Annotated in this window: 20 protein-coding genes; 12 read left to right on the top strand and 8 right to left on the bottom strand. The window is 58.8% G+C overall.

Annotated features, from left to right (window positions below):
• Positions 1-22 precede the first annotated feature (22 nt).
• The 3 genes from J7400_RS07260 to J7400_RS07270 are packed head-to-tail and all read right to left on the bottom strand — an operon-like array spanning position 23 to position 4,150.
• The gene (locus J7400_RS07260) at positions 23-1,030 is read right to left on the bottom strand and encodes an ABC transporter permease (protein ID WP_209061384.1); all 1,008 of its coding nucleotides are present in this window, start codon (positions 1,028-1,030) and stop codon (positions 23-25) included.
• Positions 1,027-2,553 carry a sugar ABC transporter ATP-binding protein gene (locus tag J7400_RS07265; RefSeq protein WP_209061387.1) on the bottom strand — a complete coding sequence of 509 codons (1,527 nt, stop codon included), beginning with the start codon at positions 2,551-2,553 and terminating at the stop codon, positions 1,027-1,029. The genes J7400_RS07260 and J7400_RS07265 overlap by 4 nt, the downstream gene beginning before the upstream one ends.
• A gap of 43 nt (positions 2,554-2,596) precedes the next feature.
• Positions 2,597-4,150, bottom strand: a complete 1,554-nt coding sequence (locus J7400_RS07270; protein WP_209061389.1) for an altronate dehydratase family protein — start codon at positions 4,148-4,150, stop codon at positions 2,597-2,599.
• A gap of 84 nt (positions 4,151-4,234) precedes the next feature.
• Between J7400_RS07270 and J7400_RS07275 the strand changes: the two genes are divergently transcribed.
• From J7400_RS07275 to J7400_RS07320, 10 genes are all read left to right on the top strand, one after another.
• The gene (locus tag J7400_RS07275; protein WP_247738660.1) at positions 4,235-4,948 is read left to right on the top strand and encodes a GntR family transcriptional regulator; all 714 of its coding nucleotides are present in this window, start codon (positions 4,235-4,237) and stop codon (positions 4,946-4,948) included.
• A 29-nt stretch (positions 4,949-4,977) separates the two neighbouring features.
• A complete protein-coding gene (locus J7400_RS07280; RefSeq protein ID WP_209061397.1) occupies positions 4,978-6,030 on the top strand; it encodes an aldo/keto reductase in 1,053 nt (350 codons plus the stop codon).
• The gene (locus J7400_RS07285; RefSeq protein WP_209061400.1) at positions 6,020-6,448 is read left to right on the top strand and encodes an RbsD/FucU domain-containing protein; all 429 of its coding nucleotides are present in this window, start codon (positions 6,020-6,022) and stop codon (positions 6,446-6,448) included. Before J7400_RS07280 ends, J7400_RS07285 begins: the two co-directional genes overlap by 11 nt.
• Positions 6,445-7,275, top strand: coding sequence for an amidohydrolase family protein (locus J7400_RS07290; protein WP_209061401.1), 831 nt, complete (start codon positions 6,445-6,447; stop codon positions 7,273-7,275). Before J7400_RS07285 ends, J7400_RS07290 begins: the two co-directional genes overlap by 4 nt.
• 1 nt (position 7,276) lies before the next feature.
• Entirely contained in the window at positions 7,277-8,389 is a 1,113-nt protein-coding gene (locus tag J7400_RS07295; RefSeq protein ID WP_209061404.1) for a fumarylacetoacetate hydrolase family protein, read from the top strand.
• Positions 8,390-8,402: 13 nt separating this feature from the next.
• Positions 8,403-9,905: an aldehyde dehydrogenase (NADP(+)) gene (locus J7400_RS07300; protein ID WP_209061406.1), complete on the top strand. Its 1,503-nt coding sequence runs from the start codon at positions 8,403-8,405 to the stop codon at positions 9,903-9,905.
• 11 nt (positions 9,906-9,916) lie between these two features.
• Positions 9,917-10,666, top strand: coding sequence for an SDR family oxidoreductase (locus J7400_RS07305; RefSeq protein WP_209061408.1), 750 nt, complete (start codon positions 9,917-9,919; stop codon positions 10,664-10,666).
• A gap of 18 nt (positions 10,667-10,684) precedes the next feature.
• A complete protein-coding gene (locus J7400_RS07310) occupies positions 10,685-11,527 on the top strand; it encodes a fumarylacetoacetate hydrolase family protein (protein ID WP_209061410.1) in 843 nt (280 codons plus the stop codon).
• A gap of 163 nt (positions 11,528-11,690) precedes the next feature.
• Positions 11,691-12,185, top strand: coding sequence for a VOC family protein (locus tag J7400_RS07315; protein ID WP_209061412.1), 495 nt, complete (start codon positions 11,691-11,693; stop codon positions 12,183-12,185).
• A gap of 165 nt (positions 12,186-12,350) precedes the next feature.
• Positions 12,351-14,249: a PhoX family phosphatase gene (locus J7400_RS07320; protein WP_209061415.1), complete on the top strand. Its 1,899-nt coding sequence runs from the start codon at positions 12,351-12,353 to the stop codon at positions 14,247-14,249.
• Positions 14,250-14,367: 118 nt separating this feature from the next.
• Here J7400_RS07320 and J7400_RS07325 read toward each other — a convergent pair whose 3' ends face one another.
• The 5 genes from J7400_RS07325 to J7400_RS07345 all read right to left on the bottom strand — a co-directional run bounded on the left by J7400_RS07325 (position 14,368) and on the right by J7400_RS07345 (position 20,509).
• Positions 14,368-15,096 (bottom strand): SDR family oxidoreductase, encoded by a 729-nt coding sequence (locus tag J7400_RS07325; protein WP_209061417.1) that lies wholly within the window; start codon positions 15,094-15,096, stop codon positions 14,368-14,370.
• Positions 15,093-16,625, bottom strand: coding sequence for an AAA family ATPase (locus J7400_RS07330; protein ID WP_209061419.1), 1,533 nt, complete (start codon positions 16,623-16,625; stop codon positions 15,093-15,095). The genes J7400_RS07325 and J7400_RS07330 overlap by 4 nt, the downstream gene beginning before the upstream one ends.
• Before the next feature lie 84 nt (positions 16,626-16,709).
• The gene (locus J7400_RS07335) at positions 16,710-17,462 is read right to left on the bottom strand and encodes a VOC family protein (protein WP_209061421.1); all 753 of its coding nucleotides are present in this window, start codon (positions 17,460-17,462) and stop codon (positions 16,710-16,712) included.
• A gap of 178 nt (positions 17,463-17,640) precedes the next feature.
• A complete protein-coding gene (gene ccrA / locus J7400_RS07340) occupies positions 17,641-18,927 on the bottom strand; it encodes a crotonyl-CoA carboxylase/reductase (protein WP_209061423.1) in 1,287 nt (428 codons plus the stop codon).
• Positions 18,928-19,078: 151 nt separating this feature from the next.
• On the bottom strand, positions 19,079-20,509 hold the full coding sequence (locus J7400_RS07345) for a 1-acyl-sn-glycerol-3-phosphate acyltransferase (RefSeq protein ID WP_348540133.1): 1,431 nt from the start codon (positions 20,507-20,509) through the stop codon (positions 19,079-19,081).
• 141 nt (positions 20,510-20,650) lie between these two features.
• Between J7400_RS07345 and J7400_RS07350 the strand changes: the two genes are divergently transcribed.
• Positions 20,651-22,627, top strand: a complete 1,977-nt coding sequence (locus J7400_RS07350) for a protein meaA (RefSeq protein WP_209061425.1) — start codon at positions 20,651-20,653, stop codon at positions 22,625-22,627.
• A 181-nt stretch (positions 22,628-22,808) separates the two neighbouring features.
• Positions 22,809-23,123, top strand: a complete 315-nt coding sequence (locus J7400_RS07355; protein WP_209061427.1) for an H-NS histone family protein — start codon at positions 22,809-22,811, stop codon at positions 23,121-23,123.
• The last annotated feature ends 189 nt before the right edge of the window (positions 23,124-23,312 follow it).

Raw genomic sequence — 23,312 nt, forward strand, 5'->3', positions numbered from 1 at the left:
TGTGCGCCCCTCGCGTCAGGCCTCAGCCCGATTTCTTACGGCGCACCATGTCGGCATAAACCGCCAGAATGATGATCGCGCCGGTCACAACGGTCTGCCATTCCTGGGCAACCGACAGCACGCGCAGGCCATTGGTCAGCACCGCCATAATCAATGCGCCGATCAGAGTGCCCAGAATGGTGCCGCGTCCGCCGGACAATGAGGTGCCGCCAATCACCACAGCCGCAATCGCTTCCAGCTCATAGCCAAGGCCCAGTGCCGGCTGTGCAGAGTTCAGGCGCGATGCGATCAGGATGCCGCCAATGCCGCAGATGCCGCCGGCCAGAGCGTAGATGCGCATCTTCCAGCGATCGGTGTTCACGCCAGACAAGCGCACCGCTTCTTCATTGGAGCCCAGCGCAAAGGTGTAGCGCCCCAGCACAGTTTTGCTCAGGATGTAGGACGCCGCCGCGGCCACAAGGAACAGGATCAGAACGCCATTGGGGATCGGCAGGGCCGGAAAGATCTCTCCGATCAGCGAGCCACGGGAAATCTGATCAAAGCCCGGTGTGTCGTTGAAGTAGATCGGCCGTGTGCCCGAAATCACCAGCGACAGGCCCTTCAGGATCAGCATCATACCGAGCGTCGCAATGAACGGCGGAATCTTCATCTTGGCCACAAACGTGCCCGAGCACAGACCACAGAGAGCACCGGCTCCAATCGCCGCTGCAACGCCCAGCAAAAGCGGCATTCCCAGATAGGTCAGTACAACCCCGGCAATCACCGCGCAGAAGGTCATCAATGTACCCACCGACAGGTCAATACCCCCGGTGATGATCACCAGCGTGGCTGCAACAGCAAGCACGCCGTTCACCGAAGTTGCCTGCAAAATGGCGATCATATTGGACGTCTGCATGAAGTTCGGCGACGCAATTGAGAAGCCGATCAACAGCACAATCAAACTCGCAAACGCCAGGAGCTTTTGATAGGCCCCGGAATCTCCAAGCCCGGACAGGGGCGATTTTTCGTTTACGTCGGTTGCGGTGCTCATTGTACTGTCTCCGTTACATGCATGACCGCCTCGCGCTGGGTCGCCAATTGCATGATGTCTTCTTGAGTGGTGTCTTTGCCGCCGGGCAAAATCCCGGTCAGCCGGCCTTCGCACATCACCGCAATCCGGTGGCTGAGGCGCATAATTTCTGGCAGCTCAGAGGAGATCACGATGATCGTCTTTCCGTCCTCAGCGAGCTCTTCCAGCAGTTTGTAGATTTCCGACTTCGCCCCCACGTCGATGCCACGGGTCGGCTCGTCAAAAATCAGAATATCGCAATCACGCAGCAGCCATTTGGCGATCACCACCTTCTGCTGATTGCCGCCAGACAGCAGGCGAACTTCCTGCGTATCAGACGGTGTGCGAATGCCCAGCTGGCTAATGTATTTCTGCGCCGTCTCCGCCATACCCGCATCATTGAGCACCCCCACAGAGGTCGAGAACAGGTCCATCGATGCCAGCGCCACATTGTCCCGTACATTCATTCCGGTCGCCAGACCAAAGTGTTTGCGGTCTTCTGACAGATAGCCAATGCCCGCTTGCACAGCGTCACTTGGAGTTTTGATGCTGACCTTTTGGCCATGCACCTTGATCTCCCCGGCCTCTTTGACATCAGCCCCAAAAATCGCGCGCGCAACTTCGGTGCGCCCAGCCCCCATCAACCCGGCAAAACCAAGGATTTCACCGCGTTGCACGGAGAAGCTCACATCCTGAATTTCGCGCCCCCGGCTCAGGCCGGACACTTCTAGCGACACCTCAGCACCGCTCAAATCCGGCACCTCAAGCGGTTCTTCGGTCACCTCACGGCCCACCATCATTGAGATGATCTGGCTGATCGGTGTCTCCGCGGCCTCAACCACGCCAACATATTCTCCGTCGCGCATCACGGTCACACGGTCCGCGATCTGCTTCAGCTCATCCATCTTGTGACTGATGTAAACGATGCCCACGCCTTCTGATTTCAGGCGGCGAATGATAACAAACAGCTCCGCGATCTCTGCATCATTGAGCGCGGCAGTCGGCTCGTCCATGATCAGAACCTTGGAACGGAAAGACAGCGCTTTGGCGATCTCCACCATCTGCTGTTTGGCAATAGTCAGGCTGCCCACAATGGTCTTGGGATCAAGCTCAAGGTTCATCGACGCAAAGATCTCGGCCGTCTGCGCGTTTAGCGCCACCTCATCCAAGCGCCCAAAACTCTTGCGCGGTTCCCGCCCAATAAAGATGTTCTGCGCGACCGTCAGGTCATTCATCAGGCTCAACTCTTGGTGGATGATCCCAATCCCAAGATCCTGCGCCTCGCTTGGCGTCGTCGGGCTGACTTCCTGCCCGTCAATCTTCAGAACACCGCCATCGCGCTGATAGATCCCCGAAAGGATTTTCATCAATGTGCTCTTGCCAGCCCCGTTCTCGCCCATCAGTGCGTGAACTTCGCCCGACATCAGATCGAACTGCACCCGCTTGAGCGCATGTACGCCGGGGAAAAATTTATCGATCCCCGTCATTTCGACCAGTTTATTCATAGTTCCTCCCAAATTCCTGCCCTCCCAAGCAGCCAGCGCGGCGTTACATCACCGCGCCAATTTGCCAGGGGACAAACTCGACCCCGCCAAAGCCAAGTTCCTCACTCTTCGTCCGCTCGCCCGAGGCCACGCGGATCAAAATCTCAAACAGCTCTTCGCCCTTGGTCTCGATGCTGACGCCATCGGTCACGATGTCTCCGCAGTTGAGATCCATGTCTTCTGACATGCGGGCATACATTTCCGAGTTGGTGGACAGCTTGATGCAGGGCGTCGGCTGATAGCCGGACACGGAGCCGCGACCGGTGGTAAACACGATCAGGTTTGCACCGGAGGCCACCTGCCCCGTCACGGAGCATGGGTCAAAGCCGGGGCTGTCCATAAAGACAAAGCCGTGTTTGTCGATGATTTCTCCAAACTGGTAGACATCTCGCATCGGCGCCGTCCCGCCTTTGGCAACGGCCCCCAGAGATTTTTCCAGAATGGTGGTCAACCCACCGCGCTTGTTGCCAGGGCTTGGGTTGTTGTCCATCTCGCCGCCATTGCGCTCGGTGTAGTCTTCCCACCAACGCACCCGCTCGATCAGTTTTTGCCCAACTTCAATGCTTTCCGCACGCCGGGTCAAAAGATGCTCAGCGCCGTAAATCTCAGATGTTTCAGACAAAATGGTCGTGCCACCGTGGCGCACCAGCAGGTCAGAGGCATAGCCCAGCGCCGGATTGGCGGTGATACCGGAATAACCATCTGAGCCACCACATTGCATACCCACAGTGATCTCACTGATCGGCGCCGGTGCGCGTTCGGCTTTGTTGGCCATCTCGGCTATCCCGCGCAGCTGCTCAAGCCCGCGTTCAATCGTCTTACGGGTGCCGCCTTCGTTCTGAATGGTCATATAGCGCAGCGCGCCATCTGCTCGAATCGGCTGACCGCCCACCAGATCGGCGACCTGCATCACCTCGCAGCCTAGCCCAATCAACAGAATGCCACCAAAGTTCGGATGCTGCGCATAGCCCGCCAGAGTGCGGAACAAGGTGGCATATCCCTCATTGTCACCCGACATGCCACAGCCTGTGCCATGCACAATCGGCACGACCCCGTCTACATTCGGAAACTCTTCGAGCAATCCCGATTTCTCTGCTGCTTCGGCGATAAATCTCGCCACAGAACCGGAGCAATTCACCGTCGTCAGAATGCCGATGTAGTTGCGCGTACCCACTTTGCCGTTGCTGCGGTGATAGCCTTGAAACGTCCGGGCGTCGGTGATGCTCTGCAAAGGATAAGACGCGCTTGCATGAGCATAGTCTTGCTGATGTGCGCCCATCCCAAGGTTGTGCACATGCACATGCTCACCCGGTGCGATATCCGCTTTGGCTTGCCCGATAATCTGGCCGTAACGGATCACGTTTTCACCCTTGGCGATCGGCGCAACAGCGATTTTATGCCCCCGTGTGACAGAGCCTGCCAAAGGCACAGGAACCAAATCCAACTGCTCCGCAGCTGCGATCTCGCGCAGCGCAATCACGACGTTGTCAGACGGGCTGAGTCGCAGCACGTCGCCGCTAGAGCTTTGTAAATTATGATTTTTATGCGGTGCTTGCATCGTCTTCTCGCTTGCTGTCCCTATTTTGCTAGGCCGCAATTCGCCACTTGTCAACTAACATGTTAGCATGGTAGAAATTTTAGCATGAACCAAATCATTGATATCGACGCCAGTCTTTTGCGCGAAACAGCCCCTTCAGAAGGGTCGCTCGCTCAGCGTGTTTATCTCTCCGTAAAAGAAGCCATTTTGGCGCTGGACTTCCCGCCCGGCGCGAACTTGAGAAAGGCGCCAATTTGCGAGCGCCTCGGCGTGTCCCGTGCGCCAGTTACCGAAGCCATCGCCCGCTTGGCGGCCGAAGGCCTGGTCGACGTCGTGCCCCAGTCCGGCACCCACGTGTCCTATTTTTCCATGTCAGAGATTCGCGAAGGCGTGTTTTTGCGCGAAGCGCTGGAGCTTGCGACGGTTGCCAAGGTCACGCGCGACCTTACGCCTGAACAGCGCAAGCTTCTGAGCCGCAACATGCGCCTGCAGGAACTCATGATCGAGGATGAGGACATCACAGGTTTTTATCAGGCCGATGAGGATTTCCACAATTTGCTGATGGAGTTCACGGGCTTCCACCGCCTCCCAGCGGTGGCACAGACGGTCTCCCTGCAGGTCCGGCGCGCGCGCCTTCTGCTTTTGCCAACACCCGGCCGAATTTCGGAGACCCTGGTAGAACATCGCGCGATTTTTGACGTCATTTGCGCCGGAGACGAAGCCGCAGCGCAGAGTCAGATGCGCCACCACCTTGGCCAGCTCATGCCCCGCATTGAAACCCTGCACGACACAAAACCCGAATTGTTCAACACCCCCTAAACCGCCCAGCGCGAGACCAGAGAGTTGCTATGTCCGTTTCGAAAACACGTCCTCTAAACAATCGAACATCCCGTCCGGTGCCCCTCACCCAAATGGGCTTTGGCGGTGCGCCACTCGGCAATCTGTACCGCAAGGTTTCTGAGCAAGACGCACAAGATGCTTTGCAATCCGCATATGACGTCGGCGTGCGCTTTTTTGACACCGCGCCGCAATACGGGCTTGGCCGCTCAGAAATGCGTTTTGGCGAAGGCATGAAGCGTTTCGGGCGCGACAACATTCAACTCTCCACCAAAATCGGGCGACTTCTTTTGGACTGTGAGCCTAACGAAGTCACTCCTGAGGCCTTTGTCGACGTGCCGCAAAAGCGCATTGTCTTTGACTACACCTATGACGGGGTGATGCGTTCCTATGAGGCCAGCAAAGAGCGCCTCGGCATTCAGAACGCGGACATCTTGCTGGTACATGACGTCTGCGTTTTCAGCCAGGGCAGCCAGGAAGCATCGGATGCCAAGGTGCGCGAACTGTTTGACGGAGGCGGCTATCGCGCCCTCACAGAGCTTCGCGACTCAGGCGAAATCGCGGCCATCGGCGCAGGGGTAAACGAATGGCAGGTCTGCGAAAAACTGCTGGGGCTTGGTGACTTTGACGGCTTCCTGCTCGCGGGCCGTTACACCCTCTTGGAGCAAGAGGCCCTCGACAGCTTCCTGCCCCTTTGTGAAAAGCGCGACGTCGGCATCATCCTCGGCGGCCCGTACAACTCTGGCATCCTGGCCACCGGTGCCGTGGAGGGAGCGAAGTACAACTACGATGATGCCCCCGAAGAGATCATGGCACGCGTGCGGAAAATCGAAGCGGTGTGCGCCGCCCATGACACGCCATTGATCGCTGCCGCTCTTCAATTTGTACTCGGACATCCCTGTGTAAAAACCGTGGTGCCAGGCGCGGTCTCCCGCGCCGAAGTGGAGGCCAACGCCCGCCTGATGGACCGCGCCATCCCGGATGTGCTCTGGTCTGACCTGCGCGGTGAAGGGCTGATCCGCCCGGATGCCCCTCTGCCTTCGGAGCGTTCTGATGCTGCGTAATATCAACCCGCTGCTGTCGCCCGACCTGCTGCACACGCTGCGCGCCATGGGGCACGGCGATGAGATCGTCATCGCAGATGCCAATTTCCCCGGCACCAGCACCGGCCCCGCCTGCATCCGCGCCGACGGCTCCACCGCGAGCGAAATACTGGAAGCCGTACTCTCGATCATGCCTCTGGACAATTTTGTGCCTGACCCCGCCCTGACCATGCAGGTGGTGGGTGATCCAGATGCAATCCCTGAAGCCGTCGCCGACTTTCAAAGCATCATCGAGGCCACAGCCGACAATCCGGTGCAAATCCAAACGCTTGAGCGTTTCGCCTTCTACGACCGCGCGGCCACGGCCTTTGCCATCGTACAAACCGGCGAACGTCGGCTCTATGGAAACATCATCCTCAAGAAGGGTGTGATTTCATGAGAATTGACGCCCACCAGCACTTTTGGTCGATCGCGCGCGGAGACTACGGCTGGCTCACACCCGAACTGGGTGTCATCTACCGCGACTTTCTGCCTGACGACCTGACACCTCTGCTCAAGGCTGCTGATATCGAAGGCACCGTTCTGGTTCAGGCCGCCCCTACAGTGGCAGAAACCGAATTCATGCTCTCGCTGGCCGCAGAAAACAGCTTCATCAAAGGTGTTGTCGGCTGGGTTGATTTCGAGGCTCAAGATGCCGCTGATCAGATCGCGGCGCTCGCAAGCAATCCAGCACTTGTCGGCCTGCGTCCGATGATACAGGACATCGCCGATCCCGACTGGATGCTGCGCGATGCGCTCACCCCGGCTTTCGAGACTCTGATCGCGCATGATCTCACCTTTGATGCACTCACCCTGCCCCAACATCTGGGCAACTTGCACAAACTGCTCGCGCGTCACCCCGACATGCGTGTGGTGATCGACCATGCCTCCAAACCCTTCATCAAAGACGGTGTGATTGAAGGCTGGGCCGAGGACATGGTCGCCTTGGCAAGCGAGACCAAAGCGTTCTGCAAGCTCTCCGGCATGGTCACCGAGGCCGCAGGCGATTGGGCCACCAAGGATCTGCGGCCCTATGCGGATCATCTGCTCGGCACCTTTGGCCCCGAACGCCTGATCTGGGGCAGCGACTGGCCGGTCTGCACCCTGGCCAGCACCTATGCGCACTGGGTCGACACAAGCAACGACCTTTTGAGCGCACTGACAGAAACCGAACTCAAGGCTGTCTGGGGCGGCAACGCCGCTCGGGCCTACAACCTCAGAGATTGATATGACTGATCTTTCCCTTGATCCTTCCGGGCTTTGGCTCGGCCGCGTAGAACGCCCCGGTATCGGCCCGGCAGTTGTGACCATCCGTGATGGGCAACTGGTGGACATCACATCCAAAACCGCCCCCACCGTGCGCGACATTCTGGAGCGTGAGGACGCTGCAGACTACGCCCGCTCTGCCCCCGGCACCTCTTTGGGCGCGGTGACAGAAGACCACAACTGGCTCGCACCATGTGACCTTCAGGCTGTAAAAGCCTGTGGCGTGACCTTTGCAGGCTCCATGGTTGAGCGCGTGATTGAAGAGCAAGCTGCTGGTGACCCTGCCAAAGCCGAAGCCATCCGAAAACGTATCGGCGCGCGCATTGGCGACAGCCTCTCCAACATCGTTCCCGGCTCTGATGCCGCGGAGGAGGTCAAGCAAGCCCTGATCGCAGAAGGCCTCTGGAGCCAATATCTTGAGGTTGGAATCGGCCCGGATGCGGAAGTGTTTTCCAAAGCACAGGTTCTGTCATCTGTGGGCTTTGGTGCCGACATCGGCCTGCACCCGATCTCCACATGGAACAACCCCGAGCCAGAGGTGGTGCTCGCAGTGACCTCCAAAGGAGAGATCAAAGGCGCGACCCTCGGCAACGACGTCAACCTGCGCGATGTGGAAGGCCGCTCTGCCCTCCTGCTCAGCAAAGCCAAAGACAATAACGCCTCCTGCGCCATCGGCCCGATGATCCGCCTCTTTGACGAGAGTTTTACGCTGGATGATGTGCGTCAGGCAGAGCTGACCCTCACCGTCTCCGGGCCGGAAGGGTTTGAGCTTCAGGGCCATTCTTCTATGGCACAGATCAGCCGTGATCCGGCAGACCTGGTGCGCCAAACCATTGGCCGGCATCACCAATATCCAGACGGGCTGATGCTGTTCTTGGGCACGCTCTTTGCGCCCACCCAAGACCGTGACACCCCCGGCGGAGGCTTCACCCACAAGCTTGGCGATGTTGTGACCATCGCAAACAACCAACTTGGACAGCTCACCAATACCGTGCGCCTGTCCACCGAATGTGACGAGTGGCGCTTTGGCGCTTCTCACCTAATGCGCAACCTGGCCGACCGTGGCCTGCTCTAAGAAAGCGAAAGATATGCTGACCGGAAAACACCTAATTGCTGGCGACTGGGTCGCAGGCGACGCAACCTTTGCATCTGAACCCGCCACCGGCGAAAGCCATGATTTTGCTGTAGGCACACCTGCACATGTGGATGCCGCCGTAGAAGCAGCTGAAGCCGCATTTGCCAGCTTCGGCTGGTCCTCCCGCAGTGAACGCGCCGCACTATTGCGCAAAATCGCCGAGGAGATCGACGCACGTGGCGACGCGATCACCGAAATAGGCACTCAAGAAACCGGGTTGCCCGCGATGCGTCTGGAAGGCGAGCGTGGCCGTACCACTGGCCAGCTACGCCTATTTGCCGATCACATTGAAGCGGGTGCTTACCTTGACCTGCGCCATGATGAAGCTCTGCCCGATCGCGCGCCTTTGCCGCGCCCGGAACTGCGCATGATCCAGCGCCCCATTGGCCCGGTGGCCGTTTTTGGTGCCTCAAACTTCCCTCTGGCCTTCTCGACCGCTGGGGGTGACACCGCCGCCGCACTTGCTGCTGGCTGCCCCGTTGTGGTCAAAGGCCACTCCGCCCACCCCGGCACAGGCGAAATCGTTGCGCAGGCGGTTGATGCAGCACTGAAGGCGCTCGATATGCATCCGGGTATCTTCTCGCTTGTTCAGGGCGGAAAACGCGATGTGGGCACCCGTCTCGTACAACATCCCCTGATCCGCGCCGTGGGTTTCACCGGCAGCCTCGCCGGGGGCCGTGCGCTCTTTGACCTTTGCGCTCAGCGCGACGAGCCAATCCCTTTCTTTGGCGAACTCGGCTCTGTAAACCCAATGTTTGTGCTGCCCGCCGCTGCAGGCGCCCGTGCAGCCGCAATCGGCACGGGCTGGGCAGGCTCCCTGACCATGGGCGCAGGCCAATTTTGCACCAACCCCGGGATTGCCGTGGTGATCGACGGTGCAGAGGCAGACGCCCTTCAAGCGGCCGCGCAGACCACACTCGAAGCCACCGACGCCCAAACCATGCTGACAGACGGCATCGCCGCCGCCTACCGCGACGGAGTGGCGCGTGTGACGGGTAGTAAAGGTGTGACTGAAGTCATGGGCTCTTCTTGTCCGGATCGCGCAGCCAAGCCCTATCTCTTTAGCGTTTCGGGCGAAGATTGGCTCGCGGATGCCCACCTTCAAGAAGAGGTCTTTGGACCGATGGGCATCATCGTGCGCGTGCGTGACACCGCACAAATGCACGAGGTCGCCCGGGCGATTGAAGGCCAGCTGACCTGCACCCTGCAAATGGACGCGGGCGACACCCAAGAAGCACAAGCATTGCTGCCGCTGCTGGAGCGCAAAGCCGGCCGCGTACTCGCCAATGGCTTCCCAACCGGCGTTGAGGTCTCCGATACGATGGTACATGGCGGCCCCTACCCGGCCTCTACCAACTTTGGGGCCACCTCTGTGGGCACGCTCTCCATTCGCCGGTTCCTGCGCCCGGTCTGCTATCAGAACATTCCGGCAGAGCTGTTGCCTGAACAGGTATAAGGACCAAGCAAATGACTGAGGCAACTGGCCGACTGGCTGGCAAAACAGCGCTCATCACGGCGGCGGGCCAGGGCATTGGCCGCGCCACCACAGAGCTCTTTGTGGCAGAAGGCGCCCAGGTCATCGCCAGCGATATCAACGATGTATCGCTGGCCGAGCTGGCCCAAATCGACGGCGTAACCGCGCTCAAGCTTGATGTGACCGATGGTGCTGCGGTGGCAAAGGCCGCTGCCGACCTGCCCGCGCTGGACGTGCTCTTTAACTGCGCAGGCTATGTCGCAGGTGGCACCATTCTGGAGTGCTCGGAGAAAGACTGGGACTTCAGCTTTGATCTGAACGTCAAGGCCATGTACCGCCTGATCCAGCTGACCCTTCCAGGCATGCTGGAAAACGGCGGCGGCTCAATCATCAACATGTCCTCCGTGGCGTCCTCCATGAAAGGCGTGCCAAACCGCTTTGCCTATTGCGCGTCCAAGGGCGCGGTTCTCGGCTTGACCAAAGCTGTGGCAGCCGATTACGTGGCGCAGGGCATCCGTTGCAACGCCATCTGCCCGGGCACCGTGGACAGCCCCAGCCTGCATGATCGCCTGCGCGCCACAGGGGACTATGAGCAGGCAATGAGCGACTTTATTGCCCGCCAGCCCATGGGCCGCATCGGCGCAGCAGATGAAATCGCAGAGCTGGCGCTTTATCTGGCCAGCGACGCCAGCAAATACACTTCCGGCCAGCCCTTCGCCATCGATGGCGGCTGGACGATCTGAGCGAGAAAGGACACCTCAATGAAGCTTCTACGGTACGGCCCGGTCGGGGCAGAGAAACCCGGCCTGCAGGATGATGCGGGCAATATCCGCGATCTTTCCGGCCATGTGGATGACATCGCAGGCGCGGCGCTCAGCGACGAAAGCCTCGCCAAATTACGCGCGATCGACCCGGCCAGCCTTCCGGTGGTCGAAGGATCGCCACGCATCGGCGCGTGTGTAGGCCAAGTTGGCAAATTCATCTGCATCGGCCTTAACTACGCCGACCACGCCGCGGAATCCGGTATGGCTCTGCCAGAGGAGCCAGTGATCTTTTTTAAGGCCACTTCGGCAATTTCCGGCCCCAACGACGATGTTGAAATCCCCCGCACCTCGGTGAAATCCGACTGGGAGGTTGAACTGGGCGTGGTGATCGGCAAACACACCAAATACGTCAGCAAAGAAAACGCATTGGACCATGTCGCAGGCTACTGCGTTGTCAACGACCTCTCTGAACGTGATTTCCAGCTGCACCGCTCTGGCCAATGGGTCAAAGGCAAATCTGCAGACACCTTCGGCCCCATCGGCCCTTGGCTGGTGACACGCGACGAAGTAGCAGACCCGCAGAACCTGCCGATGTATCTGGAGGTCAACGGCCACCGCTATCAGGACGGCTCCACCAAGACGATGCACTTTGACGTGGCCACCGTGATCTCGCACCTCAGCCAGTTCATGTCCCTGCAGCCGGGCGACGTGATCTCCACCGGCACCCCTCCGGGTGTGGGCATGGGCCAAAACCCGCAGACCTACCTCAAGCCAGGCGACAAAATGGAGCTGGGCATCGAAGGTCTGGGCGTTCAGAAACAAAACGTCATCGCAGGCTAAGTTGCCCTAACATAACATCGCCAAAAGGGCCGGACCGCCAAGCAGCTCCGGCCCTTCTTCTTCGCCTACCGCTCTGCGCATTCACGCACAGGCTTCGCGCCCAAACGCGAGTTTTCGCCCCCGCCGCCCGCTCCTAAACTCTCCCTAAGCAAAGGAGAGTCCCATGACACAGCCCGCAGCAGCCCTCGCCCCCTCAGCACGCATCGGCCACGTCCATCTAAAAGTCGCCGATCTGGAACGCGCCATTGCCTTCTACGCAGATGTGCTGGGCTTTGAGGTACAAGCTCGCCTCGGCAGCGAAGCTGCGTTTCTTGGGGCGGACGGCTACCACCACCATATTGGCCTCAACACATGGCGCAGCAAAGGCGGCACGCCTGCGCCTGAGGGCCACACGGGCCTGTTTCACACCGCCCTGCTCTATGCCTCCCGCGCGGATCTCGCCACCGCCGTTAAGCGTGTCATAGATGCGGGCTTTCCGGTGATGGGGGCCTCTGATCACGGCGTCTCAGAAGCCATCTACTTCAACGATCCTGACGGCAATGGTGTCGAGCTTTATTGCGACCGCGACCCCGCAGAATGGCCGCGCCATGAAGACGGCTCTTTGCAGATGTACAGCCGCCCATTGCCCTTGGAGCAACTCCTGTCAGAGGCACGATAGCCATCCACGTGCCGGCAAGAACATGCCGAAATCTCAGGGAAATCTACGTCAGCCGCACTGTCATAAAGATGAGTATTTCTTGTCACAAAACTGAATCGGACGCATCCTAGCTTCTTTACCTAGTATTAACTTGGGGTGCGCCCCAGCCAGCTTAAGGAGCCAGCCATGTCCCACGATGACCTGTCGTTTGACGAGATTGACGAACTGATTTCCCCCCGCGCCGAAGAAACTGATTTTGATCGCGTGGTCGAAAGCGCCCTGTCTCGCCGTGGCTTTCTTGGCGGCGTGATGACCTTTGGTCTGGGCTCCTTCCTTGTCGGCACCACCGCTCTGACCCGCGATGCACAAGCTGGCGGCCATGGCCACGCTGACCGCTTCGGCTTCCACCAAATCCCTGCCAATTCGGAAGACACGATCACCGTGCCCGAAGGTTTTGAGTGGGAACAGGTTGTCACATGGGGTGATCCGCTTTTCAGCAGCACCCCGGCGTTTGACGAAGCCACCCGTGGCACCGCCGCCTCTCAGGCCGGTGCCTTTGGCGACAACAACGATGGCATGGCCTTCTTCACCAAAGGTGGCCGTCATGTGATGGCGATCAACAATGAATATACCAACCGCAAGATCCTCTGGGGCAACAACCCGGACGGCGCTTGGGTCACGGATGACGATGTTGAAAAAGGTATGATGGCCCATGGTGTGTCTGTAGTCGAAGTGGCGCGCGGGGATGATGGCAAATGGCAAGTTGTGATCGACAGCGACCTGAACCGCCGCGTGACACCGCAAACCGATATGGAGATCACCGGCCCCGCAGCAGGCCATGACCTCATGAAAACCACCGCCGATCCAACCGGCACCACCTGCAAAGGCACTTGGAACAACTGTGGCAACGGCGAAACCCCTTGGGGCACCTATCTGGCCTGCGAAGAAAACTTCAACGGTTACTTCTCCGCAGAAGATGAGGCCCATGAGGTCAGCGCAGAGCTCAAGCGCTACGGTGTCTCTTCCAAAGACTGGGGCTATGGCTGGGCCAAAGTGGATCCGCGCTTTGATGTTGCCAAAGATCCAAATGAACCCAACCGCGCGGGCTATGTGGTGGAAATCGACCCGTTTGACCCAACCTCAACCCCGAAGAAACGCACAGCACTCGGCCGTTTCAAACATGAAAACGCCGCCGTGGTTGTAGCCGCCAATGGCAAGGTTGTCGTCTATATGGGCGATGATGAACGCGGCGAGTTTCTCTATAAATTTGTCTCCGAAGGCACCTATTCCGGCGTCGGCGACAACTCGGATCTTCTGGAAAGCGGCGATCTATTTGTGGCCAAATTCCACGATGACATGCGCGGCGAATGGCTGGCACTGACACCGGAAACCACCGGCATGACCGAGGCGGAAATCCGCATTCACACCCGTCAGGCCGCCTCCAAAGTGGGTGCCACCACCATGGATCGCCCGGAATGGGTCGCGGTGAACCCCACCAAGACCGAGGCCTATGTCGCCCTCACCAACAACAAGAACCGCGGCGTGAAGCCCAATGCAGGTGGCGATGACACCTCCGCAAACGGCCCCAACCCGCGTGTTGAAAACCACTACGGCCAAATCGCGCGCTGGATGGCGGATGATGAGGACCACACATCAACCGGCTTCAGCTGGAACCTGTTCGCGCTTGCGGGCAACCCGGATGTTCACAGCGATGCATATGCAGGCAGCGAGAACATCAATGCCGGAAATATGTTCAACTCACCCGACGGCATGGCCTTTGACAGCACCGGCCTGTTGTGGATCCAGACCGACGGCAACTATTCTAATGCCGAAGACTTTGCGGGCATGGGCAACAACCAGATGCTCGCAGGCGACACCGTAACCGGCGAAATCCGCCGCTTTCTGGTGGGGCCAAAAGAATGCGAAGTCACCGGCGTGTGCTGGTCCCCGGACCGCCGCACCATGTTTGTCGGAATTCAGCATCCTGGCGAGCGCGGCGACTCTCACTTCCCTGACGGCGGCACCTCTGTGCCACGGTCCGGTGTATTTGCAGTCCGTCGCACCGACGGCGGCCTGATCGGATAACGACGACGCCTATTCTGACTACCAAAACGCTTTTTAGCACCAAAACATTCGCCCCCGATCTCACTTTGGTCGGGGGCTTTCCTATTTGGCGGCAGTGAGTGCAAAAACGGCGACGATCTCAGCCGCGGCCGATATAGGGCATTTTGGTTGCCATAACGGTCATGAACTGCACATTTGCGCTCAGCGGCAGCTCCGCCATATGCAACACCGATTTGGCGGCATCTTCCACATCCATCGATGGATTAGGCGTTTTGCCCTCCGCAATCAGCCGCTCGTTGATACCCGTCACCATATCGGTGGCGGCGTTGCCAATATCAATTTGCCCGCAAGCCACATCATAGCCGCGCCCATCCAGCGAGAGGCTCCGCGTCAGCCCCGTAATCGCGTGTTTGGTCAATGTGTAGCACACCGAACCTTCGCGCGGCACATGCGCTGCCAGCGAGCCATTATTGATGATCCGCCCACCCTGCGGCGACTGACGCCGCATCTGCGCAAAGGCAAGTTTCGCGGCAATGAACATGCCACGCACGTTCACATCAAGCACCTGATCAAACCCACCAAGATCAATTTCATCAATCGGCCCCACGGGGCCAAACATACCGGCGTTGTTGAACAATGCATCAAGGCGCTCGGTGCGGGCGACAAACCGAGCAAAAGCGCTTTCCATAGCTGCCGCATCGGTCACATCTGCCACCAGCGGCACCGCAGTGTCATAGGTGCTGGCCAGCTCCTGTAGCCTGTCTTCGCTGCGGGCCAAAACACCCACGCGCCAGCCCGCCTTCAGAAACACTTCTGCCGTCGCGCGCCCGATCCCCTGGCTTGCGCCGGTCACAATGATGCTCTTCATGCGCTCTCCTCCTGCGCTTCCAAGGTCAATGGGGCTGGCGCGGTGATCAGATCATCCACCCGCAGCCCGTCTGATGGTTTGGCCAACCGGTTGCGCACCACCCAATAGAGGCGCTCGCTGGCCCGTGTGATCGCCACATAGGCCAGCCGCTTCCACAAAGGCTGCCCCGCCTCCATCCGGTTCATTCTTGCTGCCACAAACAAGTCCGGCGCAAAGACCTGCACATTCTCCCACTGAGAACCCTGCGCCTTGTGAATGGTGACTGCGGCCCCGTGCAGAAAGGTTGCGCCCATGCGCGCCGCATAAGGAATAAACGGCTCTTCCGCCTCCGGTGCTTCGATCTTCACAATCGAAGCCGCCGAGACCCGCGGATCTTCTGCGCCCATCACATGCAATCGCGAAAAGCCCGGTTTACGCCCCGGCCCGAGATAGATCACCTGCGCGCCTTTGATGAGCCCACGCGCCTCCAGATCCAGCCGCTTCTTACGGTGCTTAAGCGGCAGCTCGATCCCGTCACAAATCAGCGGCTCCCCCTCAAGCAATTCATCTTCAGGTGCGCCATGCACATGGCGAAACGCGTGGATCAGCCGAATGCGCGTCGCATTGCGCCACACCAAAACCGGGCTGCGCGCCATTAGGTCCACCTCAACCCGCTGCGCATACTGCACCCGATCATCCTTGCGCGCGGTTTCTTCCACCATGCGCTCAAAGTCGTGAAACTCCATCTGCGGGTCGGCCAAAGCATGGGCCAGATCCAGGATCGGGTTGTCTGCCTCCTGACGGTGGATCCGCTCCAGATTATAGACCGACGGCGCAGGCAGCTTATCAAACACCATCGCCCCGGATTGGTTCACCGGTGCCAGCTGCGCAGGATCTCCAAACAACACCAGCGTGGAGAAAATCTCCTTCAGGTCATCAAACTGCTTGTCATCCAGCATCGAGCTTTCATCGATAAAGCCAATATCCAGCGGCTCATCGCGCCGCTTCCAGCCGGTGATAAAATCACTGCCCCGCAGCCCCGCAGCCGCCAGCGCGCCGGGGATGGATTTATGTACCTTGTAGAACTCCAGCGCCCGGTCCAGCGCCTCATCGGTGAGGCCCTCAATCTCCGGGCGTTCTCCGTTCTCGGCCAGCCACTCCGCAATCTTCTCGTATTCAGGATCATAGACCGGTGTATAGATGATGCGGTGAATGGTGGTCGCAGGCACCCCGCGCATCCGCAGCACACTGGCCGCCTTGTTGGTCGGCGCCAAAACCGCCAACGTCCGGCGATCTTTCTTCTTTTTGCCCTCAAAATCACCAGAAACGATGTCCACACCGGCCTCTTCCAGCGCCTTCACAAGCTCCGAAAGCAACAAGGTTTTACCGGATCCGGCCTTGCCGGTCACAGCCGCGATGGCCTGTTTGCCTTCCGTGGGCGGGCTCAACAGCCCCTCGTCCAGATCCACCCCCAGCCCTTTGAGCAGGGTGGAAATATTGTCAAAGGCGTCAGCCTGATCATGGCTGAAAGTGATGGATGTACTGCTCATGGCGCGACCCTATAGCGGGCGGCCCGCAGGAGCCAGCAGCTTTCGCTCAACGCCACCCGCCAGGCGCGCAATCTCTGCGCAGCTCTATCCTGCCCATCGTATTTTCAAACGCTCCAGATCCTCAAAGCCCGCATCAGCAGCAGAGGCAATCGTCACCCCCACATAGCCAGCCTCGCCCTCCTCCGGCACCCGTACCGTCTCAAGCGCAGCCACATGTTGCAGCTCAAGCACCGTATAGCGGCGCTGATAGGTCCACGTGCGATTGCCCACAGCCACCAGATCCGCTTCCGGCGGCTGCTCTTCTGTGAAAGCGTAAAAATGCAGAATAAAGCCGTAGTCCGTCAGCGGCTGCACCGACAATTTGCGCATTCCCCAGCGCAGAAGCGTGGGCTCCACTGCTTCAAGATCCGCGATCCGAAAGGTCACAAGGCTCAGATGTGCCCCGCCTCCCAATAGCGCCGCATCACTGGAAACCGGGCCCCGCGCGCCTTTGAAGGCATGATCAATCAGCTCAATTGAAAACCCTTCAGGATCCGCAAAATGCGCCAGATAGCCGACATCTTCAAATTGGTGCGGCTCAGAGACCGCGACACCAGCCTTGGCCAGCTGCGCGCAGGCCAGCTCAATATCCGGCACCGACAGCGCGATCTTCCAGTAGAGGTCGCTGCGCGTGGCCTGATAGCCCTCGTGCGCCTGCTCAAAAACCAGTGCGGCCTCATCGCCGCCGTAACCGATACGCCCAGCGCCCAGATCCCGCATGCCCAGCACGTCGCAATAAAACTGCTTTTGCCGGTCCGGATCCAAGACCCGCAAAGTCACTGTGTCTAGTTTTGCCATGGCCATCCCCCCTCTTGATCTAGATCCCTAACGCCCCAGTCCCCAACGGACCACCCCGTAGGGTGCGCAATCTCTGCGCACCGCGCCACGCAAAACCGACCCGAAGACACAAAAACCCCCGAACCATCTCTGATCCGGGGGCAGGAGGAAAACGGGGGAAACCGTTTGACCAATCTTGTTACTTACCAGCCTCAAGCACGTCTTCCAGCGTGCGCAGGCCGGTCTTAGGCGCCTGCACCAGCACGGACATGTTGCCCGGCTTGTGCTCGTTGCGCAGCATCTTCATGTGCGCGTCGGGCAGCTCTGCCCATGGGAACACTTCGGACATGCACGGATCCAGACGACGCTCCACCATCAGTTGGTTGGCAGCGGAGGCCTGCTTCAGGTGCGCAAAGTGGGAGCCCTGCAGACGCTTCTGGTGCATCCACATGTAGCGCACATCAAAGGTACAGTTGAAACCGGAGGTACCGGCGCAGATCACAACCATGCCGCCTTTTTTCACCACAAAGGTGGACACAGGGAAAGTACTTTCGCCTGGATGTTCAAACACCATATCGACGTTCACGCCTTTGCCGGTGATGTCCCAGATGGCTTTGCCGAACTTGCGCGCCTCTTTGAACCACTCGGCATATTCCGGCGTGTTCACTGTCGGCAGCTGACCCCAGCAGTTGAAGTCTTTACGGTTGAGCACACCTTTGGCACCGAGGCTTATGACAAAGTCACGCTTGCTCTCGTCAGAGATCACACCAATGGCGTTGGCCCCTGCGGTGTTGATCAGCTGGATCGCATATGAACCCAGACCACCGGACGCGCCCCAAACCAGCACGTTCTGACCCGGCTTCAGGTCATGCGGCTCGTGACCAAACAGCATACGGTAAGCGGTTGCCAGCGTTAGCGTGTAGCACGCGCTCTCTTCCCAGGTCAGGTGCTTGGGGCGTGGCATCAACTGCTGTGCTTGCACCCGTGTGAACTGGGAGAAAGACCCATCTGGTGTCTCATAGCCCCAGATGCGCTGGCTGTCGGAATACATCGGATCGCCACCGTTGCAGTGCTCGTCGTCGCCGTCATCCTGGTTGCAGTGGATCACAACTTCGTCGCCAACTTTCCAGCGCTTCACCTTGTCACCCACGGCCCAAACGATGCCGGACGCATCAGAACCCGCAATGTGGTAAGGCTGCTTGTGCACATCAAACATGGACACAGGCACACCGAGGCCCGCCCAAACACCGTTGTAGTTCACACCGGCGGCCATCACCAAAACCAGCACCTCGTGGCTGTCGAGCGTTGGTACGTCGACAACTTCCTGAAGCATCGCCTTGTCCGGCTCGCCCTGACGCTCACGACGGATGGCCCAAGCATACATCTGCTTTGGGACGTGCCCCATGGGAGGCATTTCACCAACCTCATAGAGGTCCTTCTTGGGCGCATCGTAGGTCAAAATGCTGTTTTCGGTATCCAGAGCCATTTTCGCCTCCTGTTTGGTCATATTGCCGCGATGCAGAATCGCGTTTCTACCACCGAGATACCGGCGGCAAAGTAACATTGCAACCATCTACGGCTGTTTTTTGTAACTTTATGACCCAGCAGTTGCAGCATTTCACGCTGCGCATGCGAAATTAACTCAATAAGTGACGCACTGAATTGGCATAGAATGCCAGCTCATCATCTTGATTTTCTTTCCTAAAGTAGCGATCACCCTCTTGGGCGATCATGCGACGGCCGACCAAAATACGCAGTCCGGTTTCCGTTGCGTCCTCATCTCCGGCGTCTTGCGCCCCTTCCGAAGCGTCACCCAGCCGGGCCATATGGCCATCATACACCATTTTGACCTCATCGAGGGTCATCGGCGCCTCAGCGTCCTGCAAAATCGCGGCCACCAGCGGCACAGATAGCACAGGCACCACCGCGTTGATGCGCTCCATCAGTTCCATAGACAGCGGTTCAGCAAGGTCTTCACTCTCTTGCCGCGCCTGCCCCGCGACAAACTCCGTCAGCGACAGCGGATGACCAAACCGCACCCCTGCGGTGCCAAATTTGCGGTAGCGCCCAACGAAGCGCAGCAGGATCTGCTTCATAAAAAAGCCGAGGATCACGCTGATGCGCGCGCGGAACCCTTTCCCCCCACGCGCCTTGGCTTCCAGCAAAATGCGATCTTCCAGCACACGGTCGTAGTTCAGGGCCACCGGTACAAACACCACATCATGCCCCTGCTCCTCAAAACCATCAAAGGCATCCGTGATATATTTGAGCAGCCCGCGTTTCGGCTCCTGCGGGGCACCATCAAGGCTCAGCCGACCTTCCGGGAACATGGCCTGTGTCACCCCGGCCTCAGTGGCCAGCCGCACATAGGCTGCCAAAACCCGGCGATAGAGATCACTTTGAGACCGTCGCCGAATAAAGTAGGCCCCCATCGCCCGGATCAGACGGCTCAGCGGCCAAACACGCGCCCACTCCCCGACCGCATAGGTCAGCGCAGACCGTCGCGCCGCCAGATAGGTCACAAGCACATAATCCATGTTGCTGCGGTGGTTCATCACAAAAACCACCGTGGCATCTTTGGGCAGCGCATTAATCGCAGCCTCATCGGCAAAGCCCACACGCACATGATACAGAGCGCGGCTGAAGAAACGCGTCAGGCGAATAGCGACCCCAAAATACATGGTGGCTGAGAAAGACGGAACGATCTCCCGCGCGTACCGGCGGGCCTCCTCAAAGGCCACGGCGTCGGGAATACCTTTCTCGCGGGCATATTCCGACACCGCCCGTGTGACGTCCGGCTGATAGATCAGCCGCTGGATCATGTCATGGCGCTGCGCCAGCTTGAACGGCTCAATCGGTCGCTGCAGGCGCTCGTTCAACTGCGCCACAGCCCGCTCCATCCGCCGCCGGAAAAACCAGCGCACAGAGGGAAAAAGCAAATGGCTCGCGGCTGTTACAATCGCAAACAGCAGGATCAGCACAAACAGCCAAAGAGGAAGTTCTACGGTCGATGTCATGGCGCGGAGTCTGTCAACTGCGTCTGCTGAGGTAAACAGGTATCTCTGCATGCCCGCCTCCGCCTGCCGGAATGACGGGACGTATTTGCCGCAACGCAGCGAATTGACTTGCGCATGATGTTTCGCATATCTACGCTCAAACGCAAGATTATTGCCGAGCTCTATCTTGGCCGCCGAACAGAGGGAAGCCCCATGTCGCAGACGCAGCAAACCCCGACCAAAGACCGTCCCTGGTTGATTCGGACCTATGCCGGTCACTCCACCGCCAAAGCCTCAAACGCGCTCTACCGCTCCAATCTGGAAAAGGGCCAAACCGGCCTTTCCGTGGCTTTCGATCTCCCGACCCAGACCGGTTATGACAGCGACCACGTGCTCTCGCGCGGCGAAGTGGGCAAAGTGGGTGTACCTGTGTGTCACCTTGGCGACATGCGCACCCTGTTTGACCAGATCCCGCTGGAGCAAATGAACACCTCCATGACCATCAACGCTACCGCGCCGTGGCTGTTGTCGCTCTATATTGCGGTTGCCGAAGAACAGGGCGCGGATGTCACCAAGCTGCAGGGCACGGTGCAAAACGACCTGATCAAGGAATACCTGTCGCGCGGCACTTATATCTGCCCGCCCGAACCAAGCCTGAAGATGATCGCGGATGTGGCGGAATACTGCTACACCAATGTGCCCAAGTGGAACCCGATGAACGTCTGTTCCTACCACTTGCAGGAAGCAGGCGCGACGCCCGAGCAGGAGCTGGCCTTTGCGCTCGCCACCGCCATCGCCGTGCTTGACGCCCTCAAGCCCCGCGTTCCCGAAGAAGATTTCCCGCGCCTTTGCGGCCGTATCTCCTTCTTTGTGAATGCCGGCATCCGCTTTGTCACCGAGATGTGCAAAATGCGCGCCTTTGTGGATCTCTGGGACGAAATTCTGGTTGAGCGCTACGGTGTGACCGATCCCAAATCGCGCCGCTTCCGCTACGGGGTGCAGGTGAACTCTCTCGGCCTGACCGAGCAGCAGCCTGAAAACAACGTGTACCGCATTCTGATCGAAATGCTGGCGGTGACCCTGTCCAAAAAGGCCCGTGCCCGCGCGGTGCAATTGCCCGCTTGGAACGAGGCCCTCGGCCTGCCCCGCCCTTGGGATCAGCAATGGTCCATGCGCATGCAACAGATCATGGCCTTTGAAACCGACCTGCTGGAATATGACGATCTGTTTGACGGCAACCCCGCAGTGGACGCCAAAGTCGAAGAACTCAAGGCAGGTGCCCGCAGCGAGCTTGCCAACCTCGGTAGCATGGGCGGTGCCATCGGTGCCATCGACTACATGAAATCCCGCCTTGTGGACAGCAACGCCGACCGCCTCAACCGCATCGAGGCTGGCGAAACCGTCGTGGTCGGGGTGAACAAATTCCAGAAAGGCGAGCCTTCCCCGCTGATGACCGGTGATGGCGGCATCATGGTGGTGGACCCTGCTGTGGAGCAGGATCAGATCGGCCGCCTGAACGAGTGGCGCGCCACCCGCGATCAGGTCACCGTGGAAAAAGCCCTGAAAGATCTGCGCGAAGCAGCCGCCAGCGGCGCAAACGTGATGCCCGCCTCTATTGCGGCCGCCAAAGCCGGCGTCACAACCGGTGAGTGGGCCGCGCAAATGCGGGTTGTACACGGCGAATACCGCGGCCCAACCGGGGTATCAGGCGCGCCGTCCAACAAAACCGAAGGGTTGGATGACATCCGGGATGCCGTGGATGCGGTTTCCGACCGTCTGGGCCGCCGCCTGAAGTTTGTCATTGGCAAACCGGGCCTTGACGGTCACTCCAATGGCGCCGAGCAAATCGCCTTCCGCGCACGCGATTGCGGCATGGACATCACCTATGACGGCATCCGCCTTACCCCGGAGGAGATCGTGGCCAAGGCGCTTGAAGATGAGGCCCATGTTGTCGGGCTCTCTATTTTGTCAGGCTCGCACATCCCGCTGGTCGAAGACCTCATGGCACGCATGTCTGCCGCTGGTCTGGGCGACACACCGGTGATCGTGGGTGGCATCATTCCGGATGACGACGCAGAACACCTGCGGGCGATGGGCGTGGCGCGGGTTTACACCCCGAAAGACTTCGAACTGAACATCATCATGCGCGATATCGTGACCTTGGCAGCCCCGGAGTCTGCAGCCGCATAAGAAATCGCGCCTCAACTCTTTATTGAGAAAGAAACAGATTTAAGCGGGAAAGGAATACTCTTTCCCGCAACTAATTCGTGCAATTTCTCGGAATTTCACCCGGTTAATAGATATTACACTTGCAATCTCTATGTAGCATCGGCGAAAAGTTGCCACCACCACATGAATAGAGACTACACAAATGAACTTGGAAGAATTGTCCCGCGACGCACTTATTGATCTGCGCGCGCAAATTGACATTCAACTGGAGAAGCGCGAAGCACAGCGCAAAACCGACGCGCTGAAAGCTGTCGAAGAAGCTGCCGAGAAATACGGTTTCTCTCTGGAAGAACTGGCAACTGCGACCGGCAAGAAAAAGAACGGCTTTATGAAAGGCGTGCCGAAATACGCGCACCCCGAGGACAAGACCCAAACCTGGACCGGCAAGGGCCGCAAGCCAAAATGGTTTGATCAGGCTCTGGCCGCAGGCATCACGCCTGATCAAATGGAAGTCTGATCGACGACTTTCGGTTAAGTGACGACCGCTTTTGAAAGCCGGGGCCTTCGCAGACACCTCACAAAGGTTGATCTGACAGAGGCCCCGGCTTTATTGCTTTGAATTAAGCACTTTCCCTGAATTCCGTCTTGATGTTGCCCACGCGGTTGCGCATCAAGGCTCTTTATTGACAGCGACCGCTATGCCGTC

Source organism: Shimia sp. R9_2, assembly GCF_017743735.1.
Taxonomy (GTDB): domain Bacteria; phylum Pseudomonadota; class Alphaproteobacteria; order Rhodobacterales; family Rhodobacteraceae; genus Shimia.

Excerpts from the sequence above, each read along its gene's own strand:
- ccrA (WP_209061423.1), bottom strand. The coding sequence starts at position 18,927 with ATGGCTCTGGATACCGAAAACAGCATTTTGACCTACGATGCGCCCAAG.
- J7400_RS07265 (WP_209061387.1), bottom strand. The coding sequence starts at position 2,553 with ATGAATAAACTGGTCGAAATGACGGGGATCGATAAATTTTTCCCCGGC.
- J7400_RS07325 (WP_209061417.1), bottom strand. The coding sequence starts at position 15,096 with ATGAAGAGCATCATTGTGACCGGCGCAAGCCAGGGGATCGGGCGCGCG.
- J7400_RS07300 (WP_209061406.1), top strand. The coding sequence starts at position 8,403 with ATGCTGACCGGAAAACACCTAATTGCTGGCGACTGGGTCGCAGGCGAC.
- J7400_RS07285 (WP_209061400.1), top strand. The coding sequence starts at position 6,020 with ATGCTGCGTAATATCAACCCGCTGCTGTCGCCCGACCTGCTGCACACG.
- J7400_RS07335 (WP_209061421.1), bottom strand. The coding sequence starts at position 17,462 with ATGGCAAAACTAGACACAGTGACTTTGCGGGTCTTGGATCCGGACCGG.
- J7400_RS07295 (WP_209061404.1), top strand. The coding sequence starts at position 7,277 with ATGACTGATCTTTCCCTTGATCCTTCCGGGCTTTGGCTCGGCCGCGTA.
- J7400_RS07330 (WP_209061419.1), bottom strand. The coding sequence starts at position 16,625 with ATGAGCAGTACATCCATCACTTTCAGCCATGATCAGGCTGACGCCTTT.
- J7400_RS07270 (WP_209061389.1), bottom strand. The coding sequence starts at position 4,150 with ATGCAAGCACCGCATAAAAATCATAATTTACAAAGCTCTAGCGGCGAC.
- J7400_RS07260 (WP_209061384.1), bottom strand. The coding sequence starts at position 1,030 with ATGAGCACCGCAACCGACGTAAACGAAAAATCGCCCCTGTCCGGGCTT.
- J7400_RS07355 (WP_209061427.1), top strand. The coding sequence starts at position 22,809 with ATGAACTTGGAAGAATTGTCCCGCGACGCACTTATTGATCTGCGCGCG.
- J7400_RS07290 (WP_209061401.1), top strand. The coding sequence starts at position 6,445 with ATGAGAATTGACGCCCACCAGCACTTTTGGTCGATCGCGCGCGGAGAC.
- J7400_RS07275 (WP_247738660.1), top strand. The coding sequence starts at position 4,235 with ATGAACCAAATCATTGATATCGACGCCAGTCTTTTGCGCGAAACAGCC.
- J7400_RS07305 (WP_209061408.1), top strand. The coding sequence starts at position 9,917 with ATGACTGAGGCAACTGGCCGACTGGCTGGCAAAACAGCGCTCATCACG.
- J7400_RS07280 (WP_209061397.1), top strand. The coding sequence starts at position 4,978 with ATGTCCGTTTCGAAAACACGTCCTCTAAACAATCGAACATCCCGTCCG.
- J7400_RS07320 (WP_209061415.1), top strand. The coding sequence starts at position 12,351 with ATGTCCCACGATGACCTGTCGTTTGACGAGATTGACGAACTGATTTCC.
- J7400_RS07315 (WP_209061412.1), top strand. The coding sequence starts at position 11,691 with ATGACACAGCCCGCAGCAGCCCTCGCCCCCTCAGCACGCATCGGCCAC.
- J7400_RS07350 (WP_209061425.1), top strand. The coding sequence starts at position 20,651 with ATGTCGCAGACGCAGCAAACCCCGACCAAAGACCGTCCCTGGTTGATT.
- J7400_RS07345 (WP_348540133.1), bottom strand. The coding sequence starts at position 20,509 with ATGCAGAGATACCTGTTTACCTCAGCAGACGCAGTTGACAGACTCCGC.
- J7400_RS07310 (WP_209061410.1), top strand. The coding sequence starts at position 10,685 with ATGAAGCTTCTACGGTACGGCCCGGTCGGGGCAGAGAAACCCGGCCTG.